At 63.5% G+C, this 20,050-nt stretch carries 15 protein-coding genes and 1 pseudogene; 3 read left to right on the forward strand and 13 right to left on the reverse strand.

Annotated features, from left to right (window positions below; all coding sequences use genetic code 11):
- Positions 1–20: 20 nt before the first annotated feature.
- The 3 genes from K6L26_RS00980 to mtf2 form a co-directional block, all read right to left on the reverse strand.
- Positions 21–251 carry an MbtH family protein gene (locus K6L26_RS00980; RefSeq protein ID WP_065063426.1) on the reverse strand — a complete coding sequence of 77 codons (231 nt, stop codon included), beginning with the start codon at positions 249–251 and terminating at the stop codon, positions 21–23.
- Positions 252–799: 548 nt separating this feature from the next.
- Entirely contained in the window at positions 800–1,045 is a 246-nt protein-coding gene (locus K6L26_RS00985; RefSeq protein WP_019343968.1) for a hypothetical protein, read from the reverse strand.
- Positions 1,046–1,126: 81 nt separating this feature from the next.
- Complete coding sequence (gene mtf2 / locus K6L26_RS00990; RefSeq protein WP_081288767.1) at positions 1,127–1,972, reverse strand: fatty-acid O-methyltransferase Mtf2; 846 nt, start codon at positions 1,970–1,972, stop codon at positions 1,127–1,129.
- Positions 1,973–2,044: 72 nt separating this feature from the next.
- Here mtf2 and K6L26_RS00995 point away from each other — a divergent pair, with 72 nt between their 5' ends.
- Positions 2,045–3,298 carry a glycosyltransferase gene (locus tag K6L26_RS00995; protein ID WP_065063428.1) on the forward strand — a complete coding sequence of 418 codons (1,254 nt, stop codon included), beginning with the start codon at positions 2,045–2,047 and terminating at the stop codon, positions 3,296–3,298.
- Between the two features lie 11 nt (positions 3,299–3,309).
- Here K6L26_RS00995 and K6L26_RS01000 read toward each other — a convergent pair whose 3' ends face one another.
- The 5 genes and pseudogenes from K6L26_RS01000 to K6L26_RS01020 all read right to left on the reverse strand — a co-directional run bounded on the left by K6L26_RS01000 (position 3,310) and on the right by K6L26_RS01020 (position 9,029).
- Positions 3,310–4,074: a class I SAM-dependent methyltransferase gene (locus K6L26_RS01000; protein WP_109748914.1), complete on the reverse strand. Its 765-nt coding sequence runs from the start codon at positions 4,072–4,074 to the stop codon at positions 3,310–3,312.
- Positions 4,075–4,239: 165 nt separating this feature from the next.
- A pseudogene (locus tag K6L26_RS01005) lies at positions 4,240–5,022 on the reverse strand (TylF/MycF/NovP-related O-methyltransferase); the annotation flags it as partial.
- A 168-nt stretch (positions 5,023–5,190) separates the two neighbouring features.
- Positions 5,191–6,459: a glycosyltransferase gene (locus K6L26_RS01010; protein ID WP_065063430.1), complete on the reverse strand. Its 1,269-nt coding sequence runs from the start codon at positions 6,457–6,459 to the stop codon at positions 5,191–5,193.
- Between the two features lie 31 nt (positions 6,460–6,490).
- On the reverse strand, positions 6,491–7,291 hold the full coding sequence (locus K6L26_RS01015; RefSeq protein ID WP_036390684.1) for a TylF/MycF/NovP-related O-methyltransferase: 801 nt from the start codon (positions 7,289–7,291) through the stop codon (positions 6,491–6,493).
- 481 nt (positions 7,292–7,772) lie between these two features.
- Positions 7,773–9,029: a glycosyltransferase gene (locus K6L26_RS01020; protein ID WP_065063432.1), complete on the reverse strand. Its 1,257-nt coding sequence runs from the start codon at positions 9,027–9,029 to the stop codon at positions 7,773–7,775.
- Between the two features lie 417 nt (positions 9,030–9,446).
- On the opposite strand from K6L26_RS01020, the gene rfbA reads away from it, so the two are divergent.
- Complete coding sequence (rfbA, locus tag K6L26_RS01025; RefSeq protein ID WP_036390686.1) at positions 9,447–10,313, forward strand: glucose-1-phosphate thymidylyltransferase RfbA; 867 nt, start codon at positions 9,447–9,449, stop codon at positions 10,311–10,313.
- A gap of 7 nt (positions 10,314–10,320) precedes the next feature.
- Here rfbA and K6L26_RS01030 read toward each other — a convergent pair whose 3' ends face one another.
- Positions 10,321–11,229, reverse strand: a complete 909-nt coding sequence (locus K6L26_RS01030) for a sulfotransferase family protein (protein WP_064894859.1) — start codon at positions 11,227–11,229, stop codon at positions 10,321–10,323.
- An 870-nt stretch (positions 11,230–12,099) separates the two neighbouring features.
- Between K6L26_RS01030 and K6L26_RS01035 the strand changes: the two genes are divergently transcribed.
- Positions 12,100–12,438, forward strand: a complete 339-nt coding sequence (locus tag K6L26_RS01035) for a hemophore-related protein (RefSeq protein WP_019348667.1) — start codon at positions 12,100–12,102, stop codon at positions 12,436–12,438.
- Positions 12,439–12,523: 85 nt separating this feature from the next.
- On the opposite strand, the gene K6L26_RS01040 is transcribed toward K6L26_RS01035, so the two are convergent.
- The 4 genes from K6L26_RS01040 to K6L26_RS01055 all read right to left on the reverse strand — a co-directional run bounded on the left by K6L26_RS01040 (position 12,524) and on the right by K6L26_RS01055 (position 20,044).
- Positions 12,524–15,448 carry an MMPL/RND family transporter gene (locus K6L26_RS01040; protein ID WP_076112036.1) on the reverse strand — a complete coding sequence of 975 codons (2,925 nt, stop codon included), beginning with the start codon at positions 15,446–15,448 and terminating at the stop codon, positions 12,524–12,526.
- A 10-nt stretch (positions 15,449–15,458) separates the two neighbouring features.
- Complete coding sequence (locus K6L26_RS01045) at positions 15,459–18,341, reverse strand: MMPL/RND family transporter (protein WP_221852447.1); 2,883 nt, start codon at positions 18,339–18,341, stop codon at positions 15,459–15,461.
- On the reverse strand, positions 18,338–18,757 hold the full coding sequence (locus K6L26_RS01050; RefSeq protein ID WP_036392530.1) for an MmpS family transport accessory protein: 420 nt from the start codon (positions 18,755–18,757) through the stop codon (positions 18,338–18,340). The genes K6L26_RS01045 and K6L26_RS01050 overlap by 4 nt, the downstream gene beginning before the upstream one ends.
- 558 nt (positions 18,758–19,315) lie before the next feature.
- Complete coding sequence (locus tag K6L26_RS01055; RefSeq protein WP_019347000.1) at positions 19,316–20,044, reverse strand: hypothetical protein; 729 nt, start codon at positions 20,042–20,044, stop codon at positions 19,316–19,318.
- Positions 20,045–20,050: the final 6 nt, after the last annotated feature.

Below are 20,050 nucleotides of genomic sequence, written 5' to 3' on the forward strand. Positions count from 1 at the left end.
TTCAACTTCCCAATGACGATTTAGCGCTGAATAGACCCGTCCTGCGCCAACCGCTCACGCAGGCTCTTCGGTCTGATATCCGGCCAATTCTGCTCAACGAACTCCAAGCAGTCAGAACGGTTCGCTTCGCCATAGACCTTCCGCCACCCTGCGGGCACCTCGGCAAAGCTCGGCCACAAGCTGTGCTGCTCCTCGTCATTGATCAGGACGTAGAAGCTGCCGTTGTCGTCGTCGAACGGGTTAATGCTCACGTTTCTCCAGGTTGGTCGGTGACTTCGCAAAGATAGCGCAAACATACGGGAGGCTGCATCGCGCGGTTCCCGGTTTTCCGGAAGTCCGGCCGGCAGTCGCGAACAGCGAACTCTCAGTAGAGAGCCTAATAAGTTAACTGCATTTTCAATATCATGTGCTTTTGTGAGGTCATCATCTTTTGACGAAACCGTCACGCTATTGCGTATTCAGCGAGATTGTGAATGTTGTGTGGTCTCAGCGGCCGCTGACCGGGCGCCCAAACTCGAATTGTTCCGAAAAGCGCAATCGCAGCAAAGAATGGACAGCCGGAACACACACCGGGAAAAGCTGTCCGGTATTGAATGCAAAACGCCGATAGGTCGGCCAAGCGATTAACTGAAACTGCACAAATGCGAAGATCCCCCAGCCTGCGGGCTGGGGGATCAGGCACAGCGGTCATTGCCATTCATGACGTAGCGGGACATTCCACGCGGGCGCGCGCCGCTCAACGACGCGGTCCGCCCCCCGACGTGGCGTCAGGCAGCACTGCTACAGCAATGTGCAGAAGCTACTGATCGTCCGGTTCCGTGCGATCCTGCGGCGACTGGAGGGCCGACGTCCCGGTCGGCATGAGCATGACGAACACCGGCACCTTGAGTTTCACTCCACCGCCGACCGGCATACGAATCGCCAGGGAGACCACCTCTAGCTCGAGGCGCTTTCCTCGCTGCGTCTCCATCTCGAGGTGACCGGGCAAGCGCTTCGGCGTCGCCAGCCAATCCAGGCCGCGTTCGATCGACTCGAGCAGATTCATGCCCTCACCATACCTGCGAGCAAAGTACGAACGCGGAGAACGACGAAGCCGAAGCGCGACATCGGGCCACTAATTCCTCCGCTACGCACCATGATTCGACGCAGCGCCGGTGTTGGAGAAGCTGAACATCCGGTACTCCGAGGTCCCTCCTGGCCGCAGGCTTTCGCAGGCCTTGCGGGCCGGGGAGAAGCGCCGCGTGAGACCACGTAGCGGCCGTGGCGCGACCCGGTCGATCACGTACTGCCACTGCTGCATGCTCTTCTCCATGCCTCGCACCACGTCGGCGCTGATCGTCCGCTGCGACACCAGTCGCAACGGCGAGTCCGCGAGAGCCTGCTCCCAGGCCGGAATATCGCCCCGCAGACGGGCATCCGTGTAGAGGAAGTATCCCTCCGGACGCAGGACCCGGCTCACCTCGGTCAGAAACCTCGAGAACTGTGGGTACAGGTGGGACGATTCCACGTTGATCACCGCGTCGAAGGTGTTGTCGGCAAAGGGTAAATCCTCCGCATTGCCCTGGACGAACTCCAGATCCTTTAACTTGTGCCGCTTTTGGCAAAACGCGATGGCTGACGGGTTCAGGTCCAGACCGGTGTAGGACGCCGGATGCAGTGTCCGCGTGAGATACGACGCCCCGCCGCCGTGGCCACAACCGACCTCCAGCACTCGTTTTCCCTGGATATCCACTTGTGTTGCGGTGGCGTGATATAGCTGGATGAAGTAGCGATTGCGTTCGTCGGCCTCCGACAGCGGTATCCCCATGGCCGGGTCCTCTTCGTACCCATAGTTGAGGAAGACCACGTCCTCGGCCTCGAGCTTGCGCGTGGCGTACGGATAGATGAACTTTTGCACGTACTGCGCCAGCTTCTCGTTCTGGTTCTTGACTATCCGGTCACGGGATTCGCGCACGCGTTCTTTGAGGTCCATAAGCTAACTATCGCAAACCCAGGGGGCGGTAAGGTCAACTACGCGAGATATCGAGTGAAAGGCTAGGGCCGCATGAGATTTGCGCTGGCATGCTACGGAACTCGCGGTGATGTCGAGCCCTCGGTCAGCGTCGGGCGCGAACTTCAGCGCAGGGGCCACGACGTCTCGCTGGCCGTGCCTCCCGATCTGGTCGACTTCGCCGAAGCGGCCGGTCTCGAAACCGTTTCCTATGGTCCCAAATTGGCGGACTTTCTGCAGGAGGACTTCCTGCGCGACTTCTGGATGCGGTTGCCGCGCAATCCCGTCGGGACCCTGCGCGAGCTCTGGGCACCCATCGCCGAGCACTGGCAGCAGACCAGTGCGACACTGATCGAACTGGCGCGGGGTGCCGACCTGTTGTCGACCGGGCTCAACTACGAGCAGCCGGCGGCCAATGTCGCTGAGTTCTACGATATTCCGTTGGTCGCCCTGCACCACTTCCCGATGCGACCCAACGGTCGGTTGATTCCCGCGCTGCCCTCTGCCCTGGTCCGTTCCGGCGGCGTGGTGTCCGAGTGGCTGATGTGGCGAGCCACCAAGCAGGCCGAAGACGTGCAGCGCGCAGGCCTCGGCCTGCCCGCGGCCTCGGCGCCCTCGCCCCGGCGGATGGCCGACCGCGGCGCTCTAGAGATCCAGGCCTACGACGCGGTCAGCGTTCCCGGCCTTCAAGCCGAGTGGGCGAAGTGGAACGGCCGCAGGCCATTCGTCGGGGCACTGACACTGGGGCTCACCACAGAGGTCGACGACGAAGTCACGTCGTGGATCGCGGCCGGCACCCCGCCGATCTGCTTTGCCACGGGCAGCATCCCGGTCGAATCGCCCGCGGCGACCATCGACATGGTCGGTGCCGCCTGCGCACAGCTGGGCGAGCGCGCGTTGATCTGCGCGGGCGGAACCGATTTCGGCGATGTCCCCATTCCCGATCACGTGAAGGTGGTCGGGCCGGTGAGCTACGCCGAGGTATTCACCGCCTGCCGGGCTGTCGTGCACCACGGCGGCTCGGGCACCACGGCGGCCAGCCTGCGAGCGGGCACACCCACCCTGATCCTCTGGAGCTCGGCCGACCAGCCGTACTGGGGAAACCAGATCAAACGCCTGAAAGTCGGTACCTCCCGGCGGATCTCAGCGGCCAGCGCCGAAACACTGGTGGCCGACCTGCACCGCATCCTGAGCCCGGACTACGCCGCCCGAGCTCGATCAGTCGCCAAGCAGATGACCAGCTCGGTCGACAGCGTCCGCCAGGCCGCCGACCTCTACGAGCGGGCCATCCGTCCGATCAGGCGCTGACCCGCCCGATCTCAGCCGGGCCGGCTAGATTCCGCGTGTTCAGCAGCCACCGAGGGCGGGCTGAACTGCTCGGGTGGCTTGACGAGTAGGCCCTGGCCGGTGGGCAGGGCACAGATCTGCACACCCAACTCGTGCGCCACCTCGTCCATCGCGATGCGCTGGTCGTCTCGACCACGATTGGCGTAGTCGTCAAGCAGCACGATCGCACCAGGCGACAACCGCGGCCAGAAGTAGCGCAATGTTGCGACTTCTGGTGGGGCACAGTTCATATCGATGTGGAGGAAGGCGATGGACTTGGATTCGACCTGCTCGAGCGTCTCGGGCACCGCGCCGACGACGATACGTTGGTTGGCCCACTGGGCGAAGTTGGCCCGGACGCTGTCCACCGAACTTCCATAGATGCCGAAGTCCAGCGCCGCCTGGTTCTTGACCAACGCCCCGGCTTCGCGCTCGCCCGCGCTGACGAAGCGGGGATCCATTCCGGCGAAGGTGTCGAGCAGATAGAACATCTTGTTCAGCTGGTCCCAGTCGAGGTACTCCATCACCGCACTGCTCAAAAAGCCGTGGCTGACGCCGCACTCGACGAAATCACCCTCGATCCGGCTCGCGGTCGCGGCCGCCCACAGCCCCACGTGAACCCGCCAGTGCCAATGATGGATGTCTTTTCCACCCAGAGCGAGCACTCCGCGCTGGTAGGCCCGCTGGAAGGCCGGATCGTCCATGAACGCATGGCTGTTGAAGCAGATCAGCGCGTCGTCCGAGTACACGTCAGGCAATACCTTGCGCGGTATCCAGTACGCGGTGCGCAGCGCCGCCCATGCGATCCGGAACTTGAGTGGCCACTTGTGGGCCGCGGGTGCCGGGGCCGCATTCCGCCCAGCGATACCCTCGGCCGCCCTGTTGGGAAGTCGGGCCGGCTCATCGGCTCGGCCGGTCCGCGCGGGCGGCTTGATCAGCAATCCCTGACCGGTGGGCAGGGAACAGACCGAAACGCCCAGTTCTGCGGCCACCTCGTCCATCGCGATCCGTTGCTCGTCGCGCCCCCGGTTGGCGTAATCGTCGAGCAAGACGAAGGCGCCGGGAGACAGCCGCGGCCAGAAGTGCCGGAGCGCTGATACTTCCGGCGGGGCGCAGTTCATGTCGAGATGCAGGAAGGCCACCGCATCCGAGTCGACGTGCTCAAGGGTTTCGGGCACGGAACCGACGACGATGCGCTGGTTGCGCCACTGAGCGAAGTTGGCGCGGACGCTGTCCACCGAGCTGCCGTACATCCCGTTCCGAACAAGCTCTTGGCTCTTCTCCAAGGCGCCGGACTCTCGCTCCGCAGCGGTGACGAAGCGCGGATCGAGCCCGGCGAAGGTATCGAGCAGATAGAACGTCTTGCCGAGCTGATCCCAGTCGAGGTACTCCATCACCGCACTGCTGAGAAATCCATAGCTGACGCCGCACTCGACGAAGTCGCCCTCGATCTGACTGGCGTTACGGGCAGCCCACAACCCCACATGCACCCGCCAGTGCCACTGGTACCAGTCCATGTCGCCGAGAGCACGCGCACCCCGTTGGTAAGCCCGCTGAAAGTCCGGATCATCCATGAACGCATAGCTGTTGAAGCAGATCAATGCGTCGTTGCTGTAGACGTCGGGCAACAGTTTGCGGGCCAGCCAGTACTCGGCGCGGACCGCCTTCAGCCAGAGCTGGGTGCTGAGTTTCAGCCCGTCAGGCATCGGCGCCGCCAAGGACGTCGTCGGCCCGGGACATCCGTGTTCGGACCCCGCTGCGTTCAGTTACTTCGAACATGTTGACTCTCTGAATGTTCAGGGAACTGCCGCGCGGACAGTTCACATGGCTACGTTCCGGCCTCGGCCGAAGATGTCGGTCGGTGGTCATCGGGCTCAGGCCGAACACCTCTGGCGGGCATAGCTTTCGATCAGGTCCGCGGTGCGGGTCACGCTTTCGGCGGCCGGCACCATCCGGGCGGCCACGTCGCGCGCCCGGACCGCACACTCGGGGTCGAGGACCTTACGCAGGTCTTCAACCAGGGTCTGCTGCGTAGTGCCGGCAAAACTGCGTACCGCGCCGACGTTCAACAGCTTGACCCGCGACGCCCATACCGGCTGCACGCCGTCGATCCACAGCACCAAGGTGGGCACACCCGCGCGCAGACTCGCCGCCAGCGTTCCGGCCCCACCGTGGTGAACGGCCGCGCGGCAGGCGGGGAAAACCGTGGCGTAGTTCACCGGGCCCACCACCTTCACGTGGTCGTACTGCCCGACATCGCTGTAGTCGCTGGATCCCGAGCACACCAACGCCCGCTGACCGAGCTCAGCGCATGCTGCCGCGATCATTTCCACTGTGGCAGCCGGAGATTCGACCGGCATACTGCCGAACCCGAAACAGATCGGTGCCGGCCCGCCGGCGACCCACGACGCGACCTCTTCGTCGGCGTCGGTCGACAGTTCCATGGTCAAAGTACCGACGAACGGTCGTTCACTGCGCCATTGCGCCCACTCCTGCGCCAGTCCGGGGAAGCACACCTCGTCGTAGGCCTGAACCTCGAGCGCCCCGCGAGCGGCGATGCGCCGCGAGACCGGCCCAGTCGCCTTGGGCAGACCCAGCCCTCGACGCTGGGCGTCTTCGACCTTCTTGTTCAACCGCCACCCGAACCAGTCGTAGGCCCACATCGCTGCCCGCGCCAGCGGATCCGGCAACCGGGACAGCAACTTGCCGTTGACCCGTACCGGGGTGTTGTGCAAGGTCGCGAACGGAATGTCGTGGTACTCGGCGACATTGGCAGCCGGCTCCTGATAGCTCTGCCCGGCGAACAGCAGATCGGCACCGTCTGCCAGGGAAGTCAGCGCGGTACTCATCTGGGTCCACGAGCGATCGCTGAGATCCCACATCTCCCGCCATAGGCGCCGGAGCTCGCCGATGCGCCAGAACCGGTGGAAGAAGCAGGTCCAGAAATCCCGGTACACACCCACCCAGGCGCGGGTGTCCAGCCCGTACGGAACGGTGATCAGGCCCGCGCTCTCGGCGAAGCCCACCAGATCAGGGGGAACAGCCATCCGCACGTCATGGCCTCGCCGCATCAGTTCGCGCCCGGCCGCGACCGACGGTTCGATGTCTCCGCGGGTTCCATAGGCTGCCAGGACGAGTTTCATTGCCAATCCCTGCCTTTCAGGTGCGATGGGCTCATTCCTTGCGCCAGAGCACCCCGGTGCCGTCGATCTCGGTTATCGGGGCGGAGATTCCATGCCTGGACCGGTAATCCGTGACCGCCTTCCGGCACCCTTCGATCGCGTGGTAGTCGTCGATGATGCAGAACCCGCCGGGAGTCAGCCGCGAATAGAGGCCGTCGAGCGCCTGAATCGTGGACTCGTAGAGGTCGCCGTCGAGCCTCAGCACCGCGATGCGTTCGATCGGTGCATCGTGCAGGGTGTCCTTGAACCAGCCGGGCAGGATCCGAACCTTGTCGTCCAGCAGTCCGTAGCGGGCGAAGTTCGCCCTGACGTCCTTCTCCGAAACCGCCAGGATGGGTGCGGCCAGGTGCAGCTTGTCGCCCTTGTCGGCCTGGTAGTTCGCGGCGTCCGGCGGGGGCACGCCTTCGAACGAGTCGGCGAGCCACACCGAACGGCTCTCGTCGCCGTAGGCCGCGAGCACCGCGCGCATGAGGATCGACGCGCCACCGCGCCAGACCCCGCATTCGACCAGATCGCCGGGGATGTCTTCGGCGATCACGGTCTCGACGCACTGCTGCAGGCTCGTCAGCCGCTTCATGCCGATCATCGTCAGCGCATCAGCCGGCCAATCCAGACCGAGATCGCGCTTGTGCCGATCGAAGGGGCGCTTGCGGACAAGCATCAGGTTGCCGATCTTGAAAACTGGGCGGTGCAGCCAGTTCCAGCCGACCGGTACCAATTCGTCGACCCCGTATCTGGTGAGGTCCTGGCGGAGCAGGTCCAGGTATGCAGATCGGGTGTCGTGATCTGTCACGGTCAAAAAACTGCCCCCTAACTCGGTTGCTGGTCAGGCCATGAGCCTAGCCTCCCGGCACCGTCTGAAGTGCATTTCGGATACGACCAATGTCCTTGGGATTCTGGCTTTTTGGCAAATCGACGAACAATTCGTCGGGATGGTGCAAAAGACGCGAATTCGGTGCGGCCGGCCGTCCGGTCAACTGTGTGGGGCGATCCCCGCCGGGCGCAGTACTGGCAAAGAAAACCCCGTCTCATCTCGCCGTCGCAGGACCGACAGAACTCGGCGGTGGCCAGCGTCTTTGACGTACCCGAAATCGCGCGCAACAGCCACAGGGTGCCGCGCCCCATGGCGCGATGATCATCACCGCAAATGCGGTCGCGAATGGGTGACGGTGTCCGTGGGTCGACGATTAATTGACGTCGACGCTACTGGAGACCGGTCCGCAGGGATTAGCTGTGCGCCCGGCGACCGAGAGCGGTCGACGCGGGAGCAGATCTCACGCTCGAGCGAAGCGCTCGAGCAGATCTGCGGCTTTCGCGACGCTGTCCGACGGTCGGGTCATCCGGGCCGCCAATGCGCGTGCCCTCACCGCATAGTCCGGCGACAGGATCAGACGCAGATCCGCCACCAACGATTCACCGTTGGTCGTCGAGAACCGCCGTGACGTGCCGACTTTCAGTCGCTTGAGCTGGTTGCCCCAGACCGGCTGATCACCCACCGACCAGAGGATGAGGGTCGGAACGCCGGCACGCAGGCTCGCTGCCGTCGTGCCCGAGCCGCCATGGTGCACGACAGCTCTGCTGAGCCGGAAGACCTCTGCGTAGTTCACCACGCCCACCACTTTGACGTGGTCGGCCACCGGGATATCGGTCAGATCGGTGCCACCGGCGCAGATCAACCCCCGCTGCCCCAGTTCCGCACAGGCGGTGCTGATCATCGCCACCGTATCGGCCGGAGATTCAACGGGAATGCTGCCGAAGGCAAAGCAGATCGGTGCCGGCCCCGCTGCCATCCACGCGGCCACCTCGTCATCGGCGCGAGTCGACAACTCCATGGTGAGTGCACCGACGAACGGCCGTCGCCCGTTCAGCTTCGACCACTCAGCCGCCAATCCGGGGACGCAGACCTCGTCGTAGGCCTGGATCTCCAATGCACCCCGCTCGGCCATCCGCCGTGGCGACGGGCCGGTTGTCCTCGGAAGACCGAGTTCGCGCCGCTGTGCATCCTCGTGCCGCTTCGTCAGTCGCCAGGCCAGCCAGTCGTAGGCCGTCATGGCGGTGCGGCTGACCGGAGCCGGCAGAATCGGAAACAGTTGACCGTTGGGCCGCCACGGCATGGTGTGCAGCGCGACCAACGGGATTCCGTAGTACTCGGCGACATTGGCCGCCGGTTGCTCATATCCCACGGCGGTGGTCAGCACGTCGGCACCGTCGGCGAACGAGGCCAGGGTTCGGCTCAGTTCGTCCCATTGCGCGGTGACGGTATTGAGGGCTTCCCGGCACAACGCCACCAGATCCTGAATTCGCCAGAAGTGCCGCGCCCATGTGGTCCACAGGTCGCGATAGCCGTCCAGCTGCGGCTCGACCGCCAACCCGTAGCCGACCGCGGGCAGCCCCGCCGCCTCGACAAAACCCACCAGGTCGGGTGGCACCGCCATCCGCACTTCGTGCCCTCGGCGGAGCAGCTCATGTCCGACCGCCACGGAGGGCTCGATATCCCCCCGCGTGCCATAGCTCGACAGTGCAACTCTCATGATAGCGCTGCGACCCCCACCGGGTCGACATTAGTGGACGCACAGCCCGATTGGTGCCTCCACTGGCGAATAGTCCACGCCGACAAAGGTTTTTACGACCACCGCCGGAGACAATCGCAATTCGGTGGGCAAATTTCGCTAACTCGCACCCCTCCGAAACACGCCGCGGGGCAGGGGACAACCACCGGCCATATTCGCCCTGGCAAATCCGACGCCATCGATCACAAGGGCCCCCGGGGCCACGGCCACCCGGGCGGGGAAGTTTCGCGGGCACCGGCTTCACCGCAAACCATTTCGTCGCCATTGCCGTACCGGCACGATAAGGTGGCGTCCGTGTTGCGCGATGACGAGCCAGGAAACGTCGTCGCAGCCACCGAACTGGAGCGAATCCATTGTTTTCGAGGTGTAGGGGCACGCATGCGCGGAATTATTCTTGCCGGTGGTTCCGGCACACGTCTGCATCCGATCACAATGGGTGTCAGCAAGCAGTTGCTTCCGGTGTACGACAAGCCACTCGTCTACTACCCGCTGTCCACGTTGATCATGGCCGGCATTCGCGACATCCTGGTGATCACCACACCGGCCGACGCCTCGGCCTTCGAGCGGCTGCTCGGCGACGGCTCGGCGTTCGGGGTGAACCTCAGCTATGCGGTCCAGCCCCAACCGGAGGGTCTCGCGCAGGCGTTCATGATCGGAGCCGAGCACATCGGCACCGACACAGTGGCCCTGGCCCTCGGCGACAACGTGTTCTACGGCCCGGGCTTGGGTACGAGCCTGAGCCGATTCCAGAACGTCAGCGGTGGAGCGATTTTCGCGTACTGGGTGGCCAACCCGTCTGCCTACGGAGTGGTCGAGTTCGGTGCGGACGGCACCGCCCTGTCGCTGGAGGAGAAGCCGGCCACACCCAAATCCCACTATGCGGTTCCCGGGTTGTACTTCTATGACAACAACGTCATCGACATCGCCCGCTCCCTGCAGAAGTCGGCTCGCGGGGAATACGAGATCACCGAGATCAACCAGATCTACCTGAACCAGGGGCAGCTCTCGGTGGAGGTGCTGGCCCGCGGGACCGCCTGGCTGGATACCGGGACCTTCGACTCACTGCTGGACGCCAGCGATTTCGTTCGCACCATCGAACGCCGTCAGGGGCTGAAAATCGGTGTTCCCGAGGAGATCGCATGGCGGGCAGGATTCATCAATGACGATCAACTTGCCGCTCGCGCCAAGGAACTCCCGAAATCCGGGTACGGCGACTATCTGATGGAGCTCCTTTCACGCAAGTAGCCGCGGTTCAGGCCCAGGTTCCCCGCCGGCCGTGGATGAGCGCAACGCCTTCGAACAACGGCTTGATGAAGGCCCTGGAGAATCGGTACCGGCGGTTGAACTGGCCCTGGAAATCCTCTATGGCCGTGCGGAACCCATGCTCACTGGCCACGTACTCGTCGAAGACCCCATCGAGCGCGGCTTCCTCCCACGGCTCGTCGCGTGCCGCGGCGCTCAGGCCCTGGTAGGCCACGGACAGCCAGTTCGTCCCGAACGGTTCGATGAGTGGGCCGCGTTGGCGTTGATGACGCATGTCTTTGGCCAGGAACTTCTCCACCGCGCCCTCGTCGCCGGTATCGAGGTCCAGGGCAAGGGTGTGGGAGACGCGCTTGATCTCCCGGCGCCAGTCGTCGAGAAAGTTCGAGTAGTCGACGAAAACCCGCGGCAGTCCTCGTGTCTCACGCTCGGCCAGCAGGTTGTACTTCAGCCACAGGGCACTGGTCAGCTGCGGTGAGGCCTTCATGAGTTTGGCCAGCGAACCGATGACCTCCTGCGGATCGCGCACGGCCAGCACCGCCGCGATGTCGTATCCGGCCTGATGTGCCGCGTCGAACCACATTCTCGCCAGCACCGAGATGTGCAGCACCTTCACCACCACCACCGGTGCGGCCGGCAGCGTCCGCAGGTAGTCGCGGATCTTCGCGGTGAAGGCGGCGGTCTCCTCGGCGCTCAACCCGCCTTCCTCCTGAAGGCGCAGTGTTGGGTCGAAGTAACTGCTTCCATGGCGGTACAGGAACTTCTCGTTGAGATACAGCCCGGCCCTGGGCTCCCAGTAGCCGCGCTCATTACCGCTGTCGGCACCCATCATCCCGCCGGGCAGCGCCGCTCCGCACAGCGAGAGAACCCGCGTCAGTGCCGAGGTCCCCGACCGTCCCATCCCGAGTACGAACAGCACCACCGGCCGAGCCGGCTTCTCCGTGAGCTCACCCGGCGCGGTCACGAACAGTCCTGGGCGCTCGATACCCGGCACGTGACCGGACTGCTCAACCTGAGCAAGAGATTCGGCAATTCCAATGCAGCACAGACCATCAGGTTCCCCCGTTCCCGTTGAAACTTCCCGACCGTTCGTATGCGGCCAAACGTGACAGCTACCGCGGCACAGACGTTAGCCCGGTCTCGATGTTGAATACAAGGCTTCGAAATGAGAATTGCGTTATTTAACCGGAGCGCAAAAAGCGCTGATGGGAGGCCGTTCCCCAGCAATGCGCCGATCACAAGAATTCGGTCTATTGGCTGGCCCGGAATCCGACGAGAGTCACACGTGCTTACGGCCGTAACCACGCTCGGAATCCGTTTGCCATAACGGCCACTCCGCTGTCCTGGCAGAGGCTCCGATCAGCGATCTTCACCCGGACGGCGGTTGCATTTTCCCAGGAGATTTCCAGGAGTTATCCGACACAGCCGCCCACCCGGCCCGCCCCAACCCTTCCGCCTCCCATGTTGCTCGCGACCATCCCGGAGCGGCCGGTGAACTTTTTTCACCCGCGCCAGCAACTTTGGCCGGCACTTTCCCGAAGAGGTTGTGCTGGGAAAGGCGCGATCGTCGGGATTCTCGGGAAATATCGGCGCCGTAGCGGCCGTGAATGCCGCGTAACACCGTTGAATCAAAACCGGATATTCCAGGTGGGCGTCCGGCATAAAGTTTGATATTGATGGTTGAGTGGTAAATATCTCGGCGCGGTGTGAATCGGGCCCGAACCGTCGCTGGACTACCAGAGTTCGAGCCACAGTTACCAGGAGGGGAAACATGAACAAGCTTCCATTGACCAGACTCGCGGCCGCGATCGGCGGTGCCGGCCTGCTGTTGAGCGCCGGGGCCGGTCTCGCGTCCGCCGAGCCCGATCTCGGGCCGTTGGTCGACTCGCCCTGCACCTACGATCAGGCGATCGCCGCGGTGCATGCCGAGAACCCGATGGCCGCTCAGTACCTCGACCAGTCGCCGCCCAACCTGCAGTTCCTGCGGGTGTTCCTGAGCTCTCCGAGGGATGAGCGGGTGAATCTGCTCAATCAGATCAAGAACAACCAGGGCGCCGATCAGGCCCTGCCCGTGTTCAAGCAGATGCTGACCAGCTGCGTGAAGTACTGACCCACCACCGCCAACGGATTGGGCGCCGACCATTGGTCGGCGCCCGATCTCGTCGTGGCGCAATCCTTTTCGGCGCCGGGTTGGGCTAGTCAGGCGTCCTGATCGGCTGCGTGGCCGCGTCAGGGCCGGGACTCAGCAGTGAACGGACCGCCGGACGAGGCCCATGCGGGCGCAGCATCACGCTGGCCGGGCGCGGCCGTACCCGCTGCGGCCACCAGAACCACCGCCCCAGCAGGGCAGCGATCGACGGCGTCATGAACGAGCGCACGATCATCGTGTCGAACAACAGCCCCAGGCCGATCGTGGTGCCGATCTGGCCGATGATCTGCAGGTCGCTGACGGCCATCGCCGCCATGGTGCAGGCAAAGACGACGCCGGCAGTGGTGACGACCTTTCCGGTGCCACCCATCGCCCGGATGATGCCGGTGTTGATACCCGCGCCGATCTCCTCTTTCATCCGCGACACCAACAGCAAGTTGTAGTCCGAACCCACTGCCAGCAGGATGATCACCGACATCGCGAGCACCATCCAGTGCAGATGGATTCCCAGGATGTACTGCCACAGCAGCACCGACAGCCCGAACGACGCGCCCAGGGACAGCACCACGGTCCCGACGATGACCAGGGCGGCGATGAAGCTTCGCGTGATGAACAGCATGATCAGGAACACCAGGCAGATCGCGGCTATCCCCGCGATCCACAGGTCGTACTTGGACCCTTCCTGCCAGTCCTTCGCGGTCGCCGCGGCGCCGGCGATGTAGATCTTCCCGCTCGCCAGCGGCGTGCCCTTGAGCGCCTCTTCTGCCGCCGTGCGGATTTGTTCGACGCGTTCGATGCCCTCAGGTGACTGCGGGTCACCGTTGTGGGAGATGATGAACCGCACCGATCGCCCGTCGGGGGAGATGAATGATTTCATCGCCTTCTGAAAGTCCGGGTTCTGGAACACTTCCGGCGGAAGGAAGAACGAGTCGTCGTTCTTCGCGGCGTCGAATGTCTGCCCCATGACGGCGGCATCCTTGCTCGTCTCGTCCATCTGCGCCATCAGCCCCGACATGGTGGTATGCATCGTCAAGGTGCTCACCCGCATGGTCTTCATGATCGCGATCATCTGGGGAAACTGGACCAGCAGCTTCGGCATGATCGCGTCCAGCTCGTCCATGTTCTCGACCATGATCTGCAGGTTGTCGTCGAGCTTGTCGACACCGTCCATGGCATCGAAGATCGACCTCAGCGACCAACAGATCGGGATGTCGAAACAGTGTGGCTCCCAATAGAAGTAATTGCGGACCGGCCGGAACATGTCATCGAAGATGGCGATGCTGCCGCGGAGGTCACGAGCCACTTCGTAGACCTCATGTGTCCGCTGCACCATGTTGTGGGTGGTGGCGGCCATCTTGCGCATCACGTCGTACGTGTGCTGCATGGTGTCGATCATCACCTGCATGTCAGCGGCCTGCTGGACCATGTCGTCGATGCGCTTCTTCTGGAACTCCGTGGCCTGGACCTGCCCCGCGCTCTGCAGGCTCAGCATGAACGGAATCGAGGTGTGGTCGATCGGGGTGCCCTCGGGCCGGGTGATGCCCTGTACCCGAGAAATGCCGCGCACCTTGAAGATCGCCTTCGCCAACCGGTTCAGCACGATGAAATCGGCCGGGTTCCGAAGGTCACGGTCGGTCTCGACCATGAGCACCTCCGGCGTCATCCGCGACTGGGAGAAGTGGCGTTCGGCGGCAGTGAAGCCCATGTTGGCCGGGATGTCCCCGGGGATGTAGCGCCGGTCGTTGTAGCTCGTCTCGTATCCGGGCAGGGCGAGCAGGCCGACCAGCGCGGCCGCCAGGGACCCGACCAGGATCGGGACCGGCCACCGGACCACGGCGGTGCCGATGCCGCGCCAACGCCGAACCCGCAACGCGCGCTTGGGTTCCAGCAATCCGAAGCGGCTGCCGACCGCGATTCCGGCCGGCACCAGCGTCACCGCCACCGCGACCGCCGCGGCCATACCGATCGCGCACGGGATGCCCATGGTTTCGAAGTACGGCAGCCGGGTGAACGTCAGGCAGAGGATCGCTCCTGCGATCGTCAGACCGGAGGCCAGGACCACTGGGGTGACCCCGCGATACATGCTGTAGTACGCCTGCTCTCGGTCCTCGCCGGCCTGCCGGGCCTCCTGATATCGGCCGAAAAAGAAGATGCCGTAATCGGTTCCGGCTGCGATGGCCAGGAACACGAGCATGTTCACAGCGAATGTGGAGAGCACGAAGACTTCGTTGGCCCCCAGAAACGCGACGATGGCCCGGGCCGCCGCCAGCTCGACTCCCACCATGATGAGCAGCAGGATCACCGTGACGACCGAGCGGTAGACCAAAAAGAGCAGGATGAAGATGATCACGACGGTCACCGCGGTGATCTTCAGAATCGACCGGTTGCCGCTGTGCTGCATGTCCGAAGCCAATGGTGCAGCGCCGGTTACGTAGACCTCCACGCCTGCCGGCGGAGAAGACCGGTCGACGATGTCGCGTACGACGGCCACCGATTCGTCGCCCTGCGGTGTGCCCTGGTCACCGGCCAGGTTCAGCTGGACATAGGTGGCCTTGCCGTCGGGACTCGTCACGCTCGACGCGGTCAGGCGATCGCCCCACAGGTCCTGCACGTGCTCGACGTGCTTCGGATCGCCGCGCAGCGCCGTGATCAGCTCGCCGTAATACCGATGTGCGTCATCGCCGAGGGGTTGTTGTCCCTCGAGGACGATCATCGCCGAGCTGTCGGAATCGGATTCTCCGAAGTTGTGGCCGATACGTTTCATCGCCAGGGCCGAGGGCGCGTCCTTGGGCATCAACGACACGGCGTTCTTCTCCGCGACCCGCTCGAGAGAGGGGATGGCAGCCGACCAGTCCCCGCCGACCGATGCCAGCGTCAAGATCAACGTGACGGCCAGCCAGCCCACGATGATGAGCGGCGAAAGCTTGCGTACGGTGCGCGCGAAGAACGGCGGCCGAGAGTTCTCAGTCATGCGGCCGCCGCTAGTCCCTCAACAGCAGGCTGCGCACCAGCGGGCGCGGGCCTGTCGGCCGCAGCATGGCGCTGGCGGGGCGCGGCCGCACCTGTTGGGGCCACCAGAACCAGCGGCCGAGCAGTGCGGCGATCGACGGGGTCATGAACGCGCGAACTATCAACGTGTCGAACAGCAACCCGAGGCCGATCGTGGTGCCCACCTGACCGATGGTCAGCAGGTCGCTGACGATCATCGACGCCATCGTGGCCGCGAATACCAGACCCGCGGCCGTCACGACCTTGCCGGTGCCGGCCATCGCGCGGATGATGCCGGTGTTGATGCCCGCGTGGATCTCCTCTTTCATCCGCGAGACCAGCAGCAGGTTGTAGTCCGACCCCACCGCCAGCAGCACGATGACCGACATGGCCAGCACCACCCAGTTGATCTGGATGCCGAGGATGTACTGCCACGCCAGAACCGATAGACCGAAGGAGGCACCCAGCGAGAGCGCCACCGTGCCCACGATCACCAGGGCCGCGATGAAGCTGCGGGTCATCAGCACCATGATCAGGAAGATCAGCGCCAGAGCCGTGACGCCGGCGATCATGAGGTCGATCTTCGATCCGTCCACCAGATCCTTCACGCCGGCCGCGGTACCGGCCAGGTACAGCTTGGAACTCTCCAGCGGGGTGCCCTTGAGGGCCTCCTCGGCCGCGATTCGCAGCGGTTCGACTCGCGAAATGCCTTCAGGAGTGGCGGGATCGCTGCGCTGGGTGATCAGCATGCGCGCGGCCTTGCCGTCCGGGGACAGGAAGATCTTCATGACCCGCTGAAAGTCCTTGTTCTCCAGAACATCCGGCGGCAGATAGAACGAATCGTCGTTGTTAGACGCGTCGAACGCCTTCCCCATGGCGGTGGCATTGTCGCTGGATTCGTCCATCTGGGTGAACAGCCCCGACATGGTGCTGTGCATCGTCAGCATCATGGTGCGGGTGCTCTGCATGGTGGCGATCATCTGCGGGAACTGCAGCAGCATCTGGGGCATGAGCAGGTCCAATTGGTCGAGTTCCTTGACCAATCCCTGCATTTTGTCGGTCACCTCGTCGATGCCGTCCAACCCGTCGAATATCGATCTGATCGACCAGCACAACGGAATGTCATAGCAGTGCGGCTCCCAATAGAGGTAATTGCGGAGCGGACGCCAGAAATCATCGAAATCAGCCATATGGTCCCGCAATTCACCCATATCCGCTTGCAGTTCATGGGTGGTGCCGACCATGCGGTGCGTGGTGCCGACCATCTGTTGCATCAGTTCGTACATGCGCTGCATCAGGTTGATCGTCTTGGTCATGTCGTCGGCCTGTTTGACCAGGTCCTCCATCCGTTCTTTCTGGAACGGCAGCGAGAGCCGCTGGCTGGCGTTGGACATACTCAGCATGAACGGGATCGACGAATGTTCGATCTGGGTGCCCTCCGGCCGCGTGATGGATTGCACGTTGGCAATTCCGGGGACCGCGAACACCGCTTTGGCCAACTTGTTCAAGATCAGCAGATCAGTGGGGTTACGCATGTCATGATCGGCCTCGACCAGTAAGAGGTCGGGCGTCGTCATCTTCGATTCCGGGAAATGGCGGGAGGCGGCCGCGAATCCCTGGTTGGCCGGAATGTCCTGCGGGATGTACTTCTGGTCGCTGTAACTCGGCTTGTAGCCCGGCAGCGTCAACAGCCCGATCAGGGCCACCGCGAGGGTGGCGAGCAGGATCGGCGCCGGCCAGCGAACGACGGCGGTGCCGATACGCCGCCACCGGCGGGTCACCACCAGCCGCTTGGGGTCGAAGACGCCGAACCGGCTGCCGGCGGCGATGCAGGCCGGCACCAGCGTGAGCGCGACCGCCACCGCGATCAAAATGCCTACCGCGCCGGGGATTCCGAGTGGCTGGAAGTAGGGCAGCCGGGTGAAGCTCAGGCAGGCGATCGCTCCCGCGATCGTCACTCCGGAAGCCAGGACCACCTTGGCGACGCTTCGATAGGCGGTGAAGTACGCCGACTCGCGGTCCTCACCGGATTGTCTGGCCTCCTGGTATCGACCGGTGAAGAAGATCGCGTAGTCGGTTCCGGCCGCGATCCCGACCGAGACCAGGAGATTGACCACATAGGTGGTGAGACCGACCCAGCCGTGCATGCCGAGGAAGGCGACGCATCCGCGCGCCACCTGCAATTCGATCCCGACGGTGAACAGCAGGATGATCACGGTGATGAACGACCGGTAGAGCAGGAGCAACATCAGGAAGATCACCCCGACGCTGACCAGGGTGATGAGAATGACCGTGCGGTTGCCGCTCTGCCCCATGTCGGCGACGATCGCCGCCGGGCCGGTGACGTATGTCTTGACCCCGGGCGGGGCCTGGGTGTTCTTGACGACGTCCTGGACGGCTTGGACCGATTCGTTGGCCTCGGCCTGCCCGAAACTGCCGTGCAGGTTCAGCTGCACATAGGCGGCTTTTCCGTCGGCGCTCTGGGCCGCACCGGCGGTCAGCGGGTCGCCCCAGAAATCTTGGACGTGCTGGATGTGCTTGGGGTCCTGCTTCAGCTGGCTGATGAGGCTGTCGTAGTACTTGTGGGCGGCGTCGCCGAGGGGCTCCTCGCCCTCGAGGACGATGACCGCCACACTCTCCGAGTTGGATTCCTGGAACAACTCGCCCATGCGGGTCATCGCCTTGACCGACGGTGCATCCGGAGGGCTCAGCGACACCGAATGGTCACGCTCGACGACCTCCAGGGGTGGGATCGCCACGGTCACCAGCACCGTGATCGCCACCCACCCCAAGATGATCAGGGGTGCGAACCGGCGGATCGCCGAAGCCAATCGCGGCCTGGAGGCTTGGTCTGTATCCATGTTTTTATCGCTCATGCAGCCTTCAGTAGGCACGAGGTGAAGGCATTTATCTGATTCGACGACTTTTCAGCCTTGACCTCATTGTCGACAGTAATGCGACAGCCGATATTGCTACTGTCGCCTTGCGCCATGATGCTGCCGACGGCGGTGGTCTTGGTGATATCGAATTGCAGAGTCCAGGGCAGGGGAACCTTTTTAATGAATTGCGGATCAGCATTCATATCGAAATAGCTGATGTCTGCTACCGTTCCGGGCGACCCGAATACCTCGTACGTAAGTTTCTTTGGATCGAATGGCTTCGTATCGTTGACCTGGGTGTCGGCGTAGGTAGCGCGCTTGTCGCTACCGAAGATAGTGTGCAGGCGCGACACGGTAAATGCCGCAGCGGAGATCACCACAATGGCGAGCAACGGAATCCACAAGCGCTTCAAGAGCTTGAAAATCGCAGATCTCCTCCACTTATCGCTCCACCCGGTGCGGGTGCAGCGAATTCCCACGACGCCTCACGGAGCCAGCTCGGTCGTTGAAGAGTAAACCATGTCATGCTCCGCCTCATCAGCCCGTTGCCCGCACCTCCGCACCGAACTATAGGTGCGTACGCGGGCGTAAATTTTGGGCCAAATTCAATTCAATATCGGGCCGCGTTTCCTAAATTCGGCCGATGCAAATCGGGCAAATTCGTTATTTTCGGCGAACGTGCCCGACTACCGTTACATAGTCCCTGGGCGACCGGTTCTGGCGAACACCTGGGCGGCGGCCCGGTGGTTGCTGCGACTGCACGGCCTCGGGCAACCGACGCCGCGTGACGGGCCGGAATCGACGCATGGCCGGACAGGCGACGGACGGCAAGGGATACGACCGGCGCCTCTGGACGCCGGGCTGAGGGACGTCGGCCACGACCTGTCAGTCAGGGGCCGGCCAGAAACCGGGGCCGCGAACTTTGGGAGTCCGCGGCCTTCTTCGCAGTCCGGTGGGAGTCCGGTCTGATCTCACTGCCCGCGGGCGAAGCCGGCGCGCAGCCGCTGGTTGGCCTCATCGGCGGTCTTGCTGTCCTGCATGACCAGGCGAATCAGGTGCTCGCGAGCCTCCCGGTTGAACGGCTCGTCGCGCAGGTCGTCGCAGGCACTCCTCAACTCACGGGCATAGCCGCGTACCAGTGCCAGGTCGGCGTCTTCAGTGGATGAAGCGGCGCATGCCCGGGCCCGCTGCTGCCACCTCGACGCCGTGGAACTGTTCGGCGTATCGCGAATCATCGAATGCTCTTCCCCCTCAGCGGCATTCATCAGCAACAAAGCGAATAGGTCGGCCTCGTGCTCCTGTTCATCACCATAGTCATTGCTGCCCGGGGCGGTCGTCACCAATTCTGGAGCGAGGTCGGGCAGGGCGTGACGCAGCGCCGATTCAACAAGCATGTCGCAGACGTACGACCGAGCACCGCTGCTGTGGTGCCCCAGGACCATGTGTCCGATTTGGTGGCATACGACCTGGTGAACGCGGAAATCCGAGGCGTCGCGCTCATGCAGGATCACGTCGTCGTGTTCTCGCTCCAACCACACCCCGCACAGGCTGTGCGACAAGAACGCTGTTTCGGTTGCGATCACCGTGATGGGCCGGCCCCGCATGTCGGCGATTGCCTGCACGAAAGCTTCCCGATCCCACGGAACCGGTATTGGGAGTGTGCGTATCAGTTCGAGCATGTCGATGTCAGACAACACCATTGACGT

The sequence above is a fragment of the Mycobacterium farcinogenes genome (genome assembly GCF_019739075.1).
Taxonomy (GTDB): Bacteria; Actinomycetota; Actinomycetes; order Mycobacteriales; family Mycobacteriaceae; genus Mycobacterium; species Mycobacterium senegalense.